This window comes from Paenibacillus solani, from assembly GCF_050475945.1.
Lineage (GTDB): Bacteria > Bacillota > Bacilli > Paenibacillales > Paenibacillaceae > Paenibacillus_AQ > Paenibacillus_AQ solani_A.
In genome coordinates, this window is sequence record NZ_JBCMXJ010000010.1 from 67489 (window position 1) to 84406 (window position 16918).

General features: G+C 47.4%; 16 protein-coding genes and 2 pseudogenes. 16 read left to right on the forward strand and 2 right to left on the reverse strand.

All coding sequences use genetic code 11. The features are described 5' to 3' along the window. Window positions 1-115: 115 nt before the first annotated feature. Window positions 116-1501, reverse strand: coding sequence for an SMI1/KNR4 family protein (locus ABEQ74_RS11435; RefSeq protein WP_430122309.1), 1386 nt, complete (start codon window positions 1499-1501; stop codon window positions 116-118). 136 nt (window positions 1502-1637) lie between these two features. Here ABEQ74_RS11435 and ABEQ74_RS11440 point away from each other — a divergent pair, with 136 nt between their 5' ends. The 9 genes and pseudogenes from ABEQ74_RS11440 to ABEQ74_RS11480 all read left to right on the forward strand — a co-directional run bounded on the left by ABEQ74_RS11440 (window position 1638) and on the right by ABEQ74_RS11480 (window position 7900). Continuing rightward, window positions 1638-2204, forward strand: coding sequence for a hypothetical protein (locus tag ABEQ74_RS11440; protein ID WP_430122310.1), 567 nt, complete (start codon window positions 1638-1640; stop codon window positions 2202-2204). Window positions 2205-2237: 33 nt separating this feature from the next. Then, a complete protein-coding gene (locus tag ABEQ74_RS11445; RefSeq protein WP_430122311.1) occupies window positions 2238-3122 on the forward strand; it encodes a YwqG family protein in 885 nt (294 codons plus the stop codon). A 35-nt stretch (window positions 3123-3157) separates the two neighbouring features. Beyond that, window positions 3158-3670, forward strand: a complete 513-nt coding sequence (locus ABEQ74_RS11450; protein ID WP_430122312.1) for a hypothetical protein — start codon at window positions 3158-3160, stop codon at window positions 3668-3670. Window positions 3671-3724: 54 nt separating this feature from the next. Continuing rightward, window positions 3725-4567 (forward strand): annotated as a pseudogene (locus ABEQ74_RS11455) (ADP-ribosylglycohydrolase family protein). A gap of 40 nt (window positions 4568-4607) precedes the next feature. Further along, window positions 4608-4997 carry an Imm10 family immunity protein gene (locus ABEQ74_RS11460; RefSeq protein WP_430122313.1) on the forward strand — a complete coding sequence of 130 codons (390 nt, stop codon included), beginning with the start codon at window positions 4608-4610 and terminating at the stop codon, window positions 4995-4997. 76 nt (window positions 4998-5073) lie between these two features. After that, a complete protein-coding gene (locus tag ABEQ74_RS11465; protein WP_430122314.1) occupies window positions 5074-5481 on the forward strand; it encodes a hypothetical protein in 408 nt (135 codons plus the stop codon). 32 nt (window positions 5482-5513) lie between these two features. Beyond that, window positions 5514-6728, forward strand: a complete 1215-nt coding sequence (locus ABEQ74_RS11470; protein WP_430122315.1) for a hypothetical protein — start codon at window positions 5514-5516, stop codon at window positions 6726-6728. Between the two features lie 278 nt (window positions 6729-7006). Beyond that, the gene (locus ABEQ74_RS11475; RefSeq protein ID WP_430122316.1) at window positions 7007-7279 is read left to right on the forward strand and encodes a hypothetical protein; all 273 of its coding nucleotides are present in this window, start codon (window positions 7007-7009) and stop codon (window positions 7277-7279) included. A gap of 324 nt (window positions 7280-7603) precedes the next feature. Next, window positions 7604-7900 (forward strand): hypothetical protein, encoded by a 297-nt coding sequence (locus ABEQ74_RS11480; protein WP_430122317.1) that lies wholly within the window; start codon window positions 7604-7606, stop codon window positions 7898-7900. Here the strand turns inward: ABEQ74_RS11480 and ABEQ74_RS11485 are convergent. Beyond that, on the reverse strand, window positions 7875-8798 hold the full coding sequence (locus ABEQ74_RS11485) for an ArsR/SmtB family transcription factor (protein WP_430122318.1): 924 nt from the start codon (window positions 8796-8798) through the stop codon (window positions 7875-7877). The genes ABEQ74_RS11480 and ABEQ74_RS11485 overlap by 26 nt on opposite strands. A 132-nt stretch (window positions 8799-8930) precedes the next feature. On the opposite strand from ABEQ74_RS11485, the gene ABEQ74_RS11490 reads away from it, so the two are divergent. From ABEQ74_RS11490 to ABEQ74_RS11520, 7 genes and pseudogenes are all read left to right on the forward strand, one after another. Next, window positions 8931-9293: a hypothetical protein gene (locus ABEQ74_RS11490; protein WP_430122319.1), complete on the forward strand. Its 363-nt coding sequence runs from the start codon at window positions 8931-8933 to the stop codon at window positions 9291-9293. 129 nt (window positions 9294-9422) lie between these two features. Then, window positions 9423-9560, forward strand: a complete 138-nt coding sequence (locus tag ABEQ74_RS11495) for a hypothetical protein (protein WP_430122320.1) — start codon at window positions 9423-9425, stop codon at window positions 9558-9560. Between the two features lie 87 nt (window positions 9561-9647). After that, window positions 9648-10192: pseudogene (locus ABEQ74_RS11500) on the forward strand (sugar ABC transporter permease); the annotation flags it as partial. A gap of 147 nt (window positions 10193-10339) precedes the next feature. Then, window positions 10340-13072, forward strand: a complete 2733-nt coding sequence (locus ABEQ74_RS11505; protein WP_430122321.1) for a glycoside hydrolase family 2 protein — start codon at window positions 10340-10342, stop codon at window positions 13070-13072. A 39-nt stretch (window positions 13073-13111) separates the two neighbouring features. Continuing rightward, window positions 13112-14077 carry a glycoside hydrolase family 43 protein gene (locus ABEQ74_RS11510; protein ID WP_430122322.1) on the forward strand — a complete coding sequence of 322 codons (966 nt, stop codon included), beginning with the start codon at window positions 13112-13114 and terminating at the stop codon, window positions 14075-14077. A gap of 207 nt (window positions 14078-14284) precedes the next feature. After that, the gene (locus tag ABEQ74_RS11515) at window positions 14285-15223 is read left to right on the forward strand and encodes an ArsR/SmtB family transcription factor (RefSeq protein WP_430122323.1); all 939 of its coding nucleotides are present in this window, start codon (window positions 14285-14287) and stop codon (window positions 15221-15223) included. Between the two features lie 308 nt (window positions 15224-15531). Then, on the forward strand, window positions 15532-16884 hold the full coding sequence (locus tag ABEQ74_RS11520) for an ABC transporter substrate-binding protein (RefSeq protein WP_430122324.1): 1353 nt from the start codon (window positions 15532-15534) through the stop codon (window positions 16882-16884). Window positions 16885-16918: the final 34 nt, after the last annotated feature.

The window sequence follows — 16918 nt, forward strand, 5'->3', positions numbered from 1 at the left end:
CCGCTCAACCCATGGATAACGGAGATCAAGATAAGATCACCATAATGAGAGCCCGCTTTAGAAGCGGACTCTTACTCATTTCTAGGTATGAACTTGATCTGCAGCTGATCTGCACTTAGACTTCTTTTAACTTATTAATTACTTCCTCTACATACGAATCGGTAAACTGAATATTCCCGTGATCCTGTACAATGCATCCTTCCTTGATGCGGACATCAAGCCAATCTGTAATGAAGGCGGGGGCATATCCGCCTGTGCCGAATTCTCCGCCAAAAGCGATGATATTCTGATAGGCTGCCACATATTGATCACGACTGGTGTCCGGATATGACTTCGTATATAACCAGAATTGCACATCATACATGAGATACGATAATTCATCGGCATGTAAAGAAAAATGGCCTTTTTCTTCTACAACTTGAGTACATATACTGCGGATTTTTTGTTCAATTAGCTCTACTTCAGTTACCCGCGAGCACAGCTCCTCCAGCAGAGGAGAAAATTTGCCGTGTGCTACTTTATCAAGATCGCGTTCTTTGTCTTCCTCCGAAGTATCATATGCTTCATCGTTCACCAGGCCTTTAATAAACGCTTCAAAATTATCTGCGAGGAACGTAATTTCATAGTCATCTTCTTGATCGACGTGAACGACCTCGGGTTCACCGTTTCTACCGCAGGCTCGATAGTCTAACATGACGACATCATGACCGGCTGAAGGACAATCACAAATCACCACTCCAATGTCAGGATATCCCCATTCCTCTATCATAAACGGACTTCCCAAGTCTCCGCATAGGGAATAGCTTTTCTCGCGCCCAATACCCATAATACCCGTAATCGCAATATGATCCTCGGCCCAGGAAGTGGGTTCCTCTGTCGGAAAGTTTGTATTCTTCGGCACTCCGCCATTCTGCTGCTTCATAAGCTCAATATAAGAGGCAGGAAGCTTGTAACCAAGCTCTTTCTCTATAGAAGTGATTAGTTCATCCGTGGGTGGATCAGATTGATAGGACTCTCTTGCATACTCGCTGTCATCCCAGAAATCACTTAGAAACGTATCTGAAAAAGCAGCCTTGACCTCTACAGAACCACTATGCTCCACCAGGGAAGCTTTCTTCTTGGCCAACCGGAGTTCTTCTCTCTGCTGTTTCTTCGCTTTATAGGTACTCTCACTTAAAAAATATTCCGTACTTTCAACACCAGGCTCTAATTGATCGGACCTGCTGAAAGCTTGAACTGCTTCCTCATAACGATTTAAGTGATAAAGAGCAAATCCTATGCGGTAATGCCATAGAGGATCCTGTTTGCCAGCCTCAGAGATGATATCAAATTGACAGAGCGCTTCTTCGTAAAGCCCCAAATTGTTATAAGCTCTGGCCAAAAGGCTGATCAATTCATAGTCTCGTTCTTCAACCGGAATTGCTAAAAGCGAATCGACAATCTGCTGATGTTCGTCTTCTTCATGCCATTCTTTCAATTGATCAATAAGCCTTTGTTCCATTTCTACCTCCAAATGATTATTTATAAAATTACTCCATATGTAACTGGTAGCCACTCCCTTAAAATAGTAACATCTCTAAATGGGGGATTCTAGAACTTTCCTACATGTTAAAATTAATCAAAAAAAGGAGTTTAACATGATTTACAAATTTAACGAAGTGCTGAATGATCTTATAAACTATTTTATTCTCGGAGATATTTTGCTCCTTGAAAGCTGGAAACACTCTAATAATTATTCCGACAATTTGGCAATGGAGTTCACAACGAACGAGAGCGGCGATCATGTGGTACTTGATGGTATCATACTTCCCATGGTGGGGATTGAAAACTATCCCTATACCATCATATTTAATCTTTCTGATGATACTCCGGAATTGTTGAAAACAGATAGCCGTTTACAATTCAGACGTGAAGGCTATTCGCTTAAAGTTGAAAATAACATACTGATGCTGTTTACTTGGAGAATATTGGAACAATTCACTAACGAAAGAGTCAACGCTTTACTTGATCATTATCGGCAATACAACAAGCCAATGATTGAAATCGAAAACGGATGGTACAGCATAGAGGTATTGGGTGGAGAGACTTTGCAGGATTCATATTACGAACCCACATTTGAATTTGTTTTGCGAAAGACAGATAAGAAGGGGCCAGCGGAATTTGATATCCATTCAGATTTTAAGATTGAAAGTTCGACCTACTAAAATAGATTTTTATACATAAAGGAAGGTATAAGGATGCTAAGTGAAAACAATCAAAATAAGCTCGAACATATCGTCCATGAATTCCAGTTTGAACATGCGATGGACTATTTGAAAGAATCTGTACGTCAAGGCATTCGCTTGTCCAAGAAAGAGATCGAAACATACAACGAAATAGGCTCATCACGTATCGGGGGAGATCCAGATCTTCCTGCCATGATAGAATGGCCTGTGGATTCGGATGGAACGTCTATGACGTTTTTGGCTCAGCTGCGTTTAAGTGAATTGGCAACTCATGATGCATCAGCACTGCTGCCTGCACAGGGCATGTTGTACTTTTTTGTAGGAGTGGATGAACCTGCATATGGAATCGAGCACAAGATCATCTATCTATCAGAAGATAAACTTCAGGAAGCTGCACGTTACCATTCCCCTGAAGTAACTGCCCTAGAGGGTGAGTTTACCGGTTATCGGGTAAGCGCTAGATCCACGATGGAACCTCCCAATTATGGTTATGTCGATTATGATATTGTCGAAGACGATGAGCATGATTATGAACAATATGAAGAGCTATGCTTCGAATTGAACGATGAGAACTCAAATGACCTGGCAGTCATGTTCGGTTATCCCTCTACCCAGCATGGGGATTGTGAATACGAAGCAGCACTTCATCTATTGACGGGCCAACAGTATAACTATTCAATAGAATCTGCAATGGAGAAGATTACGGATCTTTTCAAAGGTGATGCCGATAGAGCGAAGCAGGAAGTGCAGGATACACTATTGTTGCTCGCGCTAGACTCCGATCAGGATGTGGGCTTCTGCTGGTGGGACGCTGGAGAATTACAGTTTTATATTCGGAAAGAAGATCTGCTCGCAGGGAATTTCGCTAACACGTATTGCTCCCTATATTCAAGCTAAGCCAGAAATACTTCTCAGTGATTGGAGTGACTGTGTTGAGATATTTAAAAGATATACAGGAGCCGGGAATGGGAACCTGGTATTTTGAAATTGACAATGACGGTGTGGCATACAGACAAATGGTTTATCATGATGACGCTATCTGTATCACATCGAATCGCAAGCATGAGCAATATCATTTCATGCTAGCAGAACATCCACTAGATGCGCAGGAATCCTATTACGAAGAAATTAGTCAGGCGGAATTCGAGGAACTCTGGCACGAGCAGCTTCAGCTCAGTATGGAAGATTGGAATCGGACCCAAAGTCTGTTCCCTGTCGGGACTCGAGTGGAAGGGTATCTAGAAGCTTTTTTTCCACAGGGTACTTTGGTTAATTTACAGGAACCTCATGCTGTAGGAATAACGGACACATCCGTTCTGAGATCTCAAACCCCAGCTGAATGGATGTACCCGCGCTGTCGTCTGATCGCCGAAGTATCTGGATACGATGAAGTTAATCAGTGGGTAATCCTTACTCGAGCTGAAGTTATGGGGAGTCAAGTTTGAGCAGAATGAGGGATTGGAATGGACAATAAATTAATGAGCCGCATCAAGGGTGGAATGTATGGGGTGGCTGTAGGAGACGCACTTGGCGGAACAACTGAGTTTATGACAGAGCAGGAGATTAAGAAAAAGCATGGCTATTTGACCGAAATCGTCGGCGGCGGGGTATGGAGCCTAGAACCGGGAGAAGTAACCGACGATACAATGATGACGCTTTGCGTAGCGGATGGGATACTCGAGAATGCGGAGGAGCCTATGGAAGCGATCGGGCGTTATTTTATGGAATGGTATTAATCGCGCCCTAAAGATATCGGAAACATCATTCGTCATGTTTTTGAAAAATATGAAGGAGACTGGTTTGAAGCAGCTTTTGTGGCTCACATGGACATGGGACAAAGCGGAGGGAATGGGTCGCTCATGCGGTGCCTGCCGGTGGCGCTGGCTTATAAGGAACTAGCTGATATCGATCATGTGACGATTACGCAGTCCCGAATGACGCATTATGATCCCAGGTGTGCCGAAGTCTGCGTCATGTATAACCGAATTGCCAACCGTCTGCTGCAGGGGGAAGATTTAGAAAAATCTATTAAAGCCGAGATTGCTGGAAGTGAATACGAAGAATATATAGAAGCGCATCCGGATTGCCCACCAAGTGGTTTTATCGTACATACTTTCCGATGGGTACTACATATTTTGCTTCATTCATCCAATTTTGAAGAAGTCGTACAGAAGGCAGCAAATCTAGGTGGTGATTCGGATTCGATTGGTGCCATTGCCGGAGGGCTGGCAGGTATTTATTATGGCTATGAAGGTATTTCAGCTCCCTATGCCAATGCGATTCTTATTAAAGAGAGACTTGAGCATACGATTTCGCAATTGTATGTAATGAAGACTTCATAGGAAGACATTATGACATTATAGGTGAGAGAGGAGTAAGTATGTGTCAATATTACTAAAAGCCTCATTTGTTTATTTTGGTGTTGAGGATGAGACATTGTTAATTGGGTTTGCAGATGATGAATATGAGACCAATGAGTATGTATTATTTCAAAAGTCCTTATATATTGAAGACATACCCATTCTGAATAAGGTTCATATAACTCTCAACAGTGAAACTAGGTCTGAGTATGGGGGGATATTAAAGATAACACTTAGTCAAAAGTTAATTTCCATCTATTTATCAAAAGAGACCGCAAGATCTCTTGGCGTAGATGGTTCAATCAACATTGAATATGATATTGATGAAGAAAGGTATAACGCCTTAATCAGTTATTTTAATAAGCTTAATGTAGATCAAGAGATAGAAATTACTTACGTCCCGTATTTATAAATAACTTTACATTGGATGCCCGAAAGAATGTTAATTAGAGGTAGCGATTCTACCTAAACATGAAAGAGTGAATGATATGAACAAAGAAGAGGCGATTTTAGAGAAATATGGCTTAGAGCCTGAACTTCAATATAGAGGGACATTAAGGTGTCTATTGGAGAAAGAAATTAATAATGAAGATTCCGAAGATAATGAATACCTTAAAACCCTTTGTATCATGTTATTTTCCATTGGGGAAGTTGAAGACAGTTTAATTATTTGGGAAGCAAAGCAAAAGAACTTTGATACAAGTTGTTATATTGATGTGCAGCTCCTATTCGGTGCAGGATATGATAATACAATAAATTATCTAATGACCATAGCAAGTAAAGAAGCGAATCAGGAAACGAATCATCTAAAGAAACGTAAAGATACTGATTTTGCTAACTTTTCAAAGAGTGAAATAATCAATAACTATAAAAAGTACTACGGAATTAATGCTTGAGAGACGAATCTATAACAAAGCTAAAAGAAAGGATGAAGGAAGTGCCAAATGATAACCAAGCTCGCACATCTGCTTCTATTAGAGAAGACGTTACTTATCCCATTGACCTGACGGGTCCACACAGCCACAATCTTAACATTCGCCCCGGAGTGGGCAGCCTATCTATCGGACCGTCGCATTTGGGGAAAAAAGCGGACCTTCATGTCTCGCCAGACGCGCGCATTGATTGGACCGTATTCAATGTCTTTGCTACGCCGGCGGGCTCGCCCTGGCCGCGATTCCTATACTATTCGGGCAGTGACACGGGTTTCATAGATTGGGCCAGCACACGCCCTATTGAAGAGATAACATGGGCTCCAACCCTGGCTGCCGATACGCTGGTGGATGCCACCCAGTCCATTATACATAGTTTACATATTGAGCTGGACCCAGCCGGTGGGTACCTGCATTTGAAACTTCCAAAGAGTTCTTTCCGTCTGAACGTGTCCGGCAATCTATCACGCTTCTCAGCCACGGGCAGTTTGCCAGATTTTCTGACACTGGCCCCGCGTACCGGTAGACGAAAGACTGATCCTCCTTTCACATTGCCTGATCTCGGTGAATTGCACCAGGTGACAAGCCTGACACTCCAAAATATGCCGCTGGGCCAGCCCATCTCACTGGACTGTCTGGAGCGGTTCCCGAATCTTGACTCACTGAGTTTGTGGGGGAACTTCAGCGATATAGACTTGTTAGCTCGCCATACCCGGCTAACCAATCTGGAGCTGCGCTTTATGCCTGATTTGAACGACTTCCCCTCCTTGGACACCTGGCCGCTGCTTGACAGATTTATTGCATACAATGTGGAAGAGACCACGGGTAAGCGCCTAAGGCAGCAACTGAAATCACGTGCCAAAGTCCGTCCGTGGACCGGTCATGCTTCAGTAAGCCAATTACGGAAACCTGAGTGGTGGACGACTGAATATGGCCGACCCTTCTCGTCTTGGCCCAAACGTCTTGCCAAGCTCGCTAATGAAGCTTACGAGATTGCACAGAATTCCCTTGCTCAGGCCCGTAGCCTTGCTGATGCCGAGGCAGCCATTACTACTTTCACCCTGCGCTTCAATAACCTTAAGGGCATCGAAACCACCGAAAGAGAAGATCTTGGCGAAGCAGTGTGGCAACTCAGCCAGTCCGATCACCTGATAGGACAGCCTATAACGGAAGAGATGGCTCAACTATGGTTTGATGCAGCTCGAGAATATTGATTAAAAGACCTTGGAGTTAACGCACCACGAACATTAAGCACTTTTTTGATCCCAAACGGAAAATTGACTTCGATAATCTGCGCGGTGAGTACCGCAACAACTGGCCTTATAGTGTTTATAAGATGTATGGCGATTCGAAAATGGGATGCTATTGTTGACGTTCAAAATGGCCGAGGATTATGAGAGCAGGGGAGTTCCCATCAGGGTCAATGCTTTGCAAATCAACCGCGCAAATTGTCTCACGAGACGATCCAAAAGCGAACCCGCGCTGGAGAGTTATGGCCAGGGCTCAAAATTGGATCAACCCGCTGCCGTCCGGCATGGCCGAAACTTACTTCCACATCTGCACCTCGGAGGAATGGCGGGAGATTACGGGCCGGTTATTCAATCATAAGCGGGAGCTGGTGCAGCCTTCGTCCAATGAGAAGGGGTTGGCGCAGGTCGGTAATATTTTCGGCACAAAAACCTATCCCGCCTATGCGTCAGACGCCCGGAATTTAGAGCGAATGAGGAGTTTGAGCGTCGAACTAACTGGAAAAGAAGGAGAATAACAGAACACGATTCTTAGAAACGCCGCAAGGCGTTTTTTGTTGTTTGTGTGCCCAGCTAAGCACGCATCTTCTAGCCGGTGAAAGTCCAGTTGCGGGAGGAGCGAAATCTGTACGTAAAAGCGTATCGACAAAAGTACCTGTCAGAGACAGGGCGAGCAACATATCAGGCCGTAACATAAAGTGAATCTTACCGCGTCGTCAAAAGGGCCCCGCGAGGGGGAAAAGAGGAAACCGAATCTTGAGACAATGGATGAAGGCCATGGAAACTGTCAGGAACTTGGAGCGGCAGTGAAGAATCCTCCGGCGTAAGGAGATCGGCATGGTATGAAAGAAGATGCAGTGAACTGGGGAGACCCTCCCCTGCATGGAAGTTTTTTTCGTAGCGAGATGCGCTATAAGCCAAGAGGCGAAGTGAGTCATCCGCAGGAATGTCACCGACTTCTTAAAGAAGGTAACTATCACCCGCAACCCGTAAAGCGCCAGTATATTCCGAAGAAGGATGGCAAACAGCGGCCACTGCTGTCTGACTCTTTTTACGCTTATGCAGGAAAGAATGTTTCAAGATCCTGGATATCCCTATGGGAGACAAATCCGGCTACTCGTTCTCCGGGCGGCGGATGAATTCCAGCACAATATCTTGCGGATGATCTCCGAATTGGCTGCCGAACAAGTTCAGACCATGCTTATTGACGGCATCTTCCTTGACCTCGAACCGAACGGCAATCGGCTGATTGAAGGACAGCTGGAGCATATCGATGCTTGTATCCGCCGCAGGCTGCCCGTTCACCAGGGAGCCTGCGTTGGTGATGCGCCATTCGGTCAGCATCCCGTATTCCGTGCCGCTCTTCCAGCGTTCCGGGGTCAGCTTGCCCTTGCGGTCGCCGTAATCGGAAGGACAGGTCCATGTCCCGGCATGATGGTCGTTAACCGTGAGCGTAATGTCCGATGCCCACTCCATATGGCATGCCGGCGCTTCGGAGCAGAGCTCGGCTCGAATGCGGATCTCATCCAGCGATACGCCCGGCGGCAGCGGGTTGGCGAAATAATATTCGATATAACCGGCGCCAGCGAACCACAGCAGGGAAGCGTCAATTCGCTCTGGCATGAAAAATACGCGGGGATCATCCTGGGAGCCGATGACCGAGCCGTCTTTGGCGGCCATGCCGCAGGAGGGGCTGATCGAGCAATGGGAATACATGCCGATCGGCATATGTATGGTTTCAATGGCGTGAAGGCCGTCCCCGGGTTTGGTCGGGAGCTCCAGTTGGATGGAACGGCAGGTTACGGAGCAGATTTTTTCCCGATTGGCCCCTTGCACTGAAGTTACCAGCCCGGCCTGCTCCAGTGTCTGTACATTAATTGAAATGGTCGGCTGGGCCACTCCCAACGCTTCGGCCAATTGGCTGACACTCATGGACTTATCCCCCAGAGCCTCAAGAATCCGGACACGCAGATCGCCCGACAGCGCCTTGGCTACATCGAGAATGCGCGAAGCAGGATAACGGATGATGTCTTGCACGGTTTCATTCATTCATAAACCACCCTTTTCAAAATCTGACTTTTTGGACTCGCACTTATAGAGAAAGTGATGCTATTGTGAAATTACAATGTACATTGAAGCGCTTCAATTCCGATGATAGAATGAGCACAATTGCACTCTGATCAATTCTACCATAAGATTCGACTTTTTTCGTATCCTTCCAAATGGGACATCACAACAGGATTTAGAGGATCGGAACATCCAGAAGTAGCCGTCAAAATATTGAATCTGTGGATGAATGATAACTTCGATCATCCGGAGATGAATCCGATTCCTCCCGGCAATGAAGATATAAATTTCTTCAAGCACGCGATCATCGCCGGAGAACCGGTCCGGAAAAATCTGGGCGTCTATAATAATGTGAAGCAGGCGATAGAGACCAAGGATAATTTCCAAGCTGAACAAGTCAGAAAGCGAGCTCCTGGACAGAATCTATGCCTTCCGGGACGGAGACAACACCTTCTGGGGCGATGAGAAAGTATATGCACCGGACGGCTCGTTCAAAGTCATCGATGATTACGTTAAAAATGACATGATTCTGAGAAACGAATTCTATGGCTCCCCGGCGCAGACGATGGGAGGAAAGGCACGACGCTTGACACCTTGCTCAAGGAGACGTTTACGAAGATTATCAGGGGAGCGGCCTCGGTCGACGAGTTTGATCAATTCGTTCTGAATTGGAAGAATCTGGGCGGAGACCAGATCACCCAAGAAGTAAACGAATGGTATGCCGATAAGTAGACCATCCAAGCCAAAGCAAAGATTCAACAGGAAGGGAAAGCGGTCAGCCCGCTTTCCCTTCCTCCAACAAGACAAGGATGTGATCATATGTCAGGCAAATCCGCACGCGAGCTTCCGCTTCATCTTATGCTGTTGCCGGGATTGCTTCTGATTTTAATCTACAGTTATGTCCCTCTGTTCGGTTTATCATTGGCGTTCGTCAAATTTCTCCCCGCCGCCCGCTTCTCGATAATCCTTGGGTGGGACTGGAGCATTTCCGCTATGTGATGAATATGCCAGATACGTTCAGGGTGCTTTGGAACACCATCTATATTGCCTGCTTGAAAATTATTGCCGGACAGATCGTGCCGATCGTGATCGCCTTGCTGCTTAACGAGGTGCGGAAAAATTGTCTGAAGAGAAGCGTATAAACGCTTGTCTATTTGCCCCATTTTCTGTCCTGGGTCATTCTGGGGGGGATTCTGATCGACATTTTGTCGCCTTCACAAGGGATCGTCAATCAGGTCATCCAACTGTTCGGATTTAAACCGGTTTACTTCCTGGGCGATAACCGCTGGTTCCCGATTACCCTGGTTGTGACAGATGTATGGAAAGAGTTCGGCTTCAACACGATTGTATACCTGGCTGCACTACTCGGCAGCGTCAAGGGTTGAAACCGGGGACAGATATGGTCTTGAAGTGAGGAAACGCTATCATTATGAAAACGCAATATATATTGTGTTATGTAAATATCGGTGATAGAATAGGACCAAATCATGAAATGAAAGGTTGTGCATATCGTGAGTACAGCAACTTTCACTGCCGGAACAGCGCGGATTCCCCGCCCTGAATTTCTACATCCTCACTGGCAACGCGAAGATTGGGCCAATTTGAACGGTTCATGGTCGTTCCGCTTTGATGCGAATAATGAAGGACTTCAACAAGAATGGAGCAAGAGCGGTAGCGTTCCTTTTGAAGATGAAATCATCGTTCCCTTCTCCTGGGCAAGCCCATTATCAGGCATTGGCAAGGATGTGAAGGGAATTGGCTGGTACCGCCGTACGATAAAATGGACTCCATCCGAAGAAAATGCACGTCTCTTCTTGCGCTTCGGCGCAGTGGATTATTTGTGCGATGTCTGGGTCAACGGGGAACATGCAGGCTCGCATCAAGGCGGGTACGGCTCATTTGAATTTGAGATCACCGCCCATTGGCTGCAGGACGGAGAGAATATCATCGTGGTCCGAACGGAAGACCAGGATCACAGCTATCAGGCCAGAGGCAAGCAAGGCTATGGCGAGATTCGGGGCATTTGGCAGACAGTCTGGCTGGAGGCGCGTCCAAAGAATTATATCGGTCAAGCCAAATTCAGAACGCATATCGACGGAAAAGTAGAGCTTGAGGCTACCGTTCATGCGGATCAAGCCGGGCCGGTAGAATTAAGCGTCGATTTTGCGGAGGGTACGGTACAGCATCGGATGGCGCTGGAACTTCAGGCCGGAGAGAATCAAGTGGCGACAACGTTTGAAGTGAAGCAGCCCCGGTTGTGGACTCCGGAGACACCGAATCTGTATGAAGGACAGCTTCGCCTCCGGAGCGGTTCAGACAGCGATCAGGTTGACACTTATTTCGGTATCCGGAAAATCGGTACAGCCCGGTTCGGAACCCGGGATTACCGCTGGATCACGCTTAACGGCAAGCCGGTGTATTTAAACGGTACGCTCGACCAGTCTTATCACAAGACCGGATACTTTACGTATCCTTCCGATGAAGAAATGCATGACGAGATTTATTTAATGAAGCGTCTCGGCCTTAATTTTTTACGGATCCATATTAAGCCGGAGGAGCCGCGCAAGCTGTACTGGGCGGATAAGCTGGGACTTCTCGTTATGGAGGATATGCCTTGCTTCTGGGGCAACCCGGATGAGCAAGCCCGGAAAGCTTACGAGAGCGAAGCACTGGAGATTATTGAGCGTGATTACAATCATCCATCGATTTTCTCTTGGGTCATGTTCAACGAGACCTGGGGATTGAAAACGGATCCGGCGACCATGGACGTGACTGGCGGTGCGGAGCAACAGAGCAGCTATCTGCCGGAGACGCAGGTATGGGTTCGGGAACAATATCTCTGGGCGAAAAAGCTCGATCCAACCCGTCTCGTGGAGGATAATTCCCCTTGCAACTATGACCATGTCGAGAGCGACATCAATACTTGGCACTTCTATATTAATGGATACGAGCAGGTCCAGGCGCATTTGGATGAGATTGATGCCAAGACCTATCCGGGCTCTTCGTTTAATTACATCGGCGGACATGTCCAATCCGATGCGCCGCTCATGAATAGTGAATGCGGCAATGTGTGGGGAATCGAGGGCGGAGCGGGCGACAGTGATTTGGCCTGGCATTATCGCTATATGATGAATGAGTTCAGGAAGCATGATAAGCTCTGCGGCTTTGTGTTCACCGAATTCCGCGATGTGACGAATGAATTCAACGGCTATTACCGGTTGGATGGCAGCGGCAAAGATTTTGGCTATGGCGATTTGGTGCCGGACATGACAATCGCAGATCTTCATTCGCCGGACTTCATCGTCCTGGATGCTCCGCCTTGTCAGACTCTGCCTGCTGAAGCTATAGCCGAGATTCCAATGCTGCGCTCTAGCTATTCCGATCAGTATCACGGGCAGCAAATGCAGGTGAAATGGGAACTGCGGTACGACGGATATGGCTCGCTGATCGTTGAGGACAGCGGCAGCATCCAGGTGGATTGGGACGGATATGGCGTCTCCGAGCTTCCTGCGCTTCGTGTCAAGATGCCGAAGCAGGATGCGGTGGCCGTACTGGCCGTAACGCTGGCCGACTCCGAAGGCAAGCCGGTCATGCGGAATTTCATTGCGTTCGATGTCAGAGGGAATGAGACCGACGGCCTGATCCAGTTGCCGGTAAGCTCCTATGCGGAGCAGAGCTTCAACAATCATTGGAAATCGGTTCAGGATGCCAAAGTAAGCGGTGCGGGAGAGGGACGTTTCGTCTACGATATTGTCCTCCCGGATACGAATGAGAAGGCGCTGGTTCAAAATATAGAAATTCTGTTTGAAGCAAGCTCAAAACGGGTGCTGGCCCGAAACATCGAAGGCTCGAAATCGACGGATATGGGGATCGGCGCAATGCACGGTGCCGATGCGCAAGTGGAATACAATACGAATACCTACTACATGACGGATGAAGTAAAGCATCCTTCCCTTCTGAATGTGTTGATTGACGGACAACAAGTAGATACATTCGTACTGCCGGACGACCCGGCCGACGCCAGAGGCGTGCTGTCCTGGCATTATCAGCCTGTGGCGAACAAGCTGGACGAAGCGGGCTCCTACGGTTACCTCTGCAAGCTGAGCGTTCCGGTTCAGCTGCTGACCGAGCTGAACCGCAGACGAACCTTCCGGCTCGAGCTCCAGGCAGGCTCCGGCGGCATCGCCCTGTACGGACGTAATTCAGGTCGTTATCCGCTGGATCTGACGGTTCGGTATAGCTAGGTTAGTGAACTTTGCCTTGAAGAGGAAGGAGAGGATAACATGACCGAACGGTTCTTCAGCAATCCCGTCTTAACGAAGGGGGCCGATCCCTGGATCATTAAGCATACGGACGGCACTTATTACATGACGGTTACGCTAGGAGATCGAATTGCGCTTTGGCACAGCAAAACAATGACGGGACTTGGCCATGATCATCCGACAACCGTCTGGAGCCCCCCTGCAGCCGGATCCTATTCGCATCACCTCTGGGCGCCGGAACTCCATTGGATCGGGGACCGCTGGTACATCTACTATACCGCCAATGACGGTGGCGGGGACGATACGAGGAGAGTATGCGTGCTTCAGCTTACGGGCGATGATCCGATGACGGGGGAGTGGTCCTTTAAAGGAGCCATCAATACCGAGTTTCCGGGGTTGGACGGAACGGTGTTACCGCACCAAGGGAATTTATATTTCTTTTATTCCGGTTACGGCCATTTTCCCGATTACGGATCCGCTATATATGCAGCCCGCATGTCCGATCCCTGGACATTGACGGGCCCCAATGTACTGATTTCTGCACCGACCGCCCCTTGGGAAAAACAAGGGGGCATGGCAATTAATGAAGGGCCGGTATTTTTGCGGCGCAACGGGCGTATATTTCTCGTTTTTTCGGCAAGTGCGACCTGGGCTGACGATTATTGTCTGGGAATGACAACAATTTTGGATTCCGAAGATCTTCTGGATCCGAAAGCATGGAGCAAGAATAACGGCCCGGTATTCGCCAAGAATCCCGAGTCGGGTGTCTATGCGCCGGGGCATAACAGCTTCACGGTTTCGCCGGACGGTTCCGAGGATTGGCTCGTTTATCACGCCTACTCGTATTCCGAGACCGAGCAGGCGCGCTCGGAGGGAACACCGCGCAGCACAAGGATGCAGAAGTTCGGTTGGAAGGAGAACGGAATGCCCGATTTCGGCGCTCCTTTGGCAACCGGAGAGCCAATTCCTTTGCCTTCAGGAGAATAAAAGAATTCTTTGTTGCAAAATTATTGTGTATATAAGAGAAGAGAACCGGCCTATTTACGCCGGTTCTCTTCTTTTTTGCAGCTCAAAACCGCGCCCCATAGCAGAAGCTAGATATGTTTAATAATATTGCTTTAATACAGCTTCTTGTAGTAAAGTACATAAGAGATTATGAATGTAAATTTTTTGTAAATATTGTGGGAGGTTCTTATGCTAGAAGTCGGTATACAGGAAGCCGATAAATTGGTTCAGGTCGCTCACGCCCTCTCAACACGCTCACGGGTCGATATTCTTCGGCTGCTCAATACGCGGAGCATGAATGTTATTGAGATTGCCGAAGCGTTGCAGCTCCCGGTTTCAACGGTCGCGAACAATGTTAAGGTGCTGGAAGCTGCCAAACTTATCAACACGGAACTGCTTCCGGCCGTTCGTGGGGCTATGAAGGTATGCAGCCGCAATTATGATGATATTCTGATCTCGCTGAATTCGATGGTCCGTTCAACGAAGGACGGAATGAAGTTTTATGAGGTGGAAATGCCGATCGGGCATTATAGCGATTGCGAGGTTCACCCGACGTGCGGAATGGCCACGCATGAAGGAATGCTGGTTAGAGAGGATGAGCCGGCTAGTTTTTATCATCCAAAGCATGTGGCGGCTCAGATTATTTGGTTCCGAAAAGGGTATGTGGAATATTTGCTCCCTCTGGAAATTCCCCAGAACGCGAGTATTCATTCGATTGAGCTATCCATGGAAATGTGTTCGGAGGCGCCAAATTACGACAATAATTGGCCATCGGATATTTCCGTCTGGGTCAATGGAGTGGAGATCGGAATGTGGACCAGTCCGGGAGATTTCGGGGACCGGCGGGGTTTGCTTAATCCGTCATGGTGGCTCGATTGGACGACGCAATATGGACTGCTGAAGACATGGCGCATCGACCGGGAACGGACTACGTTGGATATGCAAAGGGTATCGGACGTCACGATAAACGATCTGAATCTGAACCAGCGCCCGAGCCTGAGAATCCGGATCGGGGTGAAGCCGGATGCAGTGCATAAAGGCGGCGTGAATCTCTTCGGCAAACAATTCGGCGACTATGAGCAGGATTTGGTTATGCGGGTATCCTATACCTTGGATGAAACCGAATAAAAAACGAAAAGAAACGGTGGTGCATAGGATCTATCCTTTGCGGCATCGTTTCTTTCTTTTGACCTATTGAAGTCCGGAGGCATAAGCGAGCTTGTCTTTTTATTATAAGCGAAAACAGGAGCATGTCCCTTTTGTTACAATATAATTGTAACAAATGATCTATTTGATAAAGTATTACAAAAAAATAGTTTGAAACCGTTGACAAACAGGTCGTACAGTTTTATATTAGCTTCAAAGGTACAGAAAACGTGTAATAAAACAATATTGATGTTGCGTACCTTTATCAAAAGTTTAAAGGGGAGGTCAACATGAAAAAGAGCTTTGGACTCATGCTTGCCTTGGTGCTTGCGTTCTCAATGTTGTTAAGCGCATGCGGCGGAGGCAGCAACAACGGTAATGCGGGAACCGATAATGGAGCAGCTACAAATGAAGGGACTGCTGGCCAGGATAATGGAAGCGCTTCAAAAGGCGATGAAGAAAAAGTAACCCTTTCTTTCTGGACACTGTTCTCCGGCGGTGACGGTGACAACATGCAGGCGATGATTGATGCCTTTAACAAGGAATATCCGAACATTCAAGTCAAAAATACGAAGCTGGAGTGGGGAGAGTACTACACGAAGCTCATTACCGCTGTTGGTAACGGCAACGGACCGGATGTCGGCATTTCGCACATATCCCGGCTGCCTGACCTGATCGACCAAGGGGTTGTCTCCGAACTGGACGACGTGGCTACCGCGGCTGGTGTGGACTGGTCCACCTTTAATCAGAATATCCTGGAGGCTTCCGTAGTGGACGGAGCGCATTATGCGGTGCCGATCGATACGCATCCCTTCATTATGTACTACAATAAAAAACTGCTGAAAGAAGCCGGACTGCTGGACGATGAAGGCAAGCCGATTATGGAGCAGTCGGCTGACGGGTTTGTTGCTTTCCTGAATACGCTTAAAGAGAAATTGCCTCAGAAAGTAACGCCGTTTGCTCTTTCTAACTCCAACGATGACCCTTTCCGTCTGTGGTGGGCGCTCTATTCTCAACTTGGCGGCAACGACGTCGTTTCTGATGATCTGAGCTCGGCACAAATCGATACGGACAAAGCGGTTCAAGCGGCTCAGTATGTCCAGGACTTATTCCATAAACATAAAGTGATCAAAATAAACGATCCCGACTTCTACAAAAACTTCCAAAGTGGTACGGCGGCCATCATGATGACCGGGGTTTGGGCGACAGGAACCTGGGAATCCACAAAGGATCTTGATTTCGGAGCAATGCCGATCCCGAAAGTGTTCGATCAAGAAGCAACTTGGGGCGATTCGCATACTGTAATTCTCCCAGTAACAAAGAAGGAAGATCCTGCGAAACGGAAAGCCGCGATTACTTTTGCAAACTGGCTGGCAGACAACGGTCAGGTATGGGCGAAAGCAGGGCATATTCCATCCAAACCGTCCGTATTTGAAAAACAGGAATTTAAAGACCTTCCTTACCGCAGCGACTATGTATCCGTTGCTTCTACCGTTAAATTCAGCAAGCCTTCTACAAAGAACTGGCAAATTCGTGACTTGGCCATGTTTAAATATTTGAATGAAGTATGGGCGAACAAATTAAGCCCGGCCGACGGTATCGCCAAAATGTCGGATGAAGTGCAGAAGATATTAAGCGAATAGAAGATCAAGGTAATGAATTCGGCGGACTTTGCGG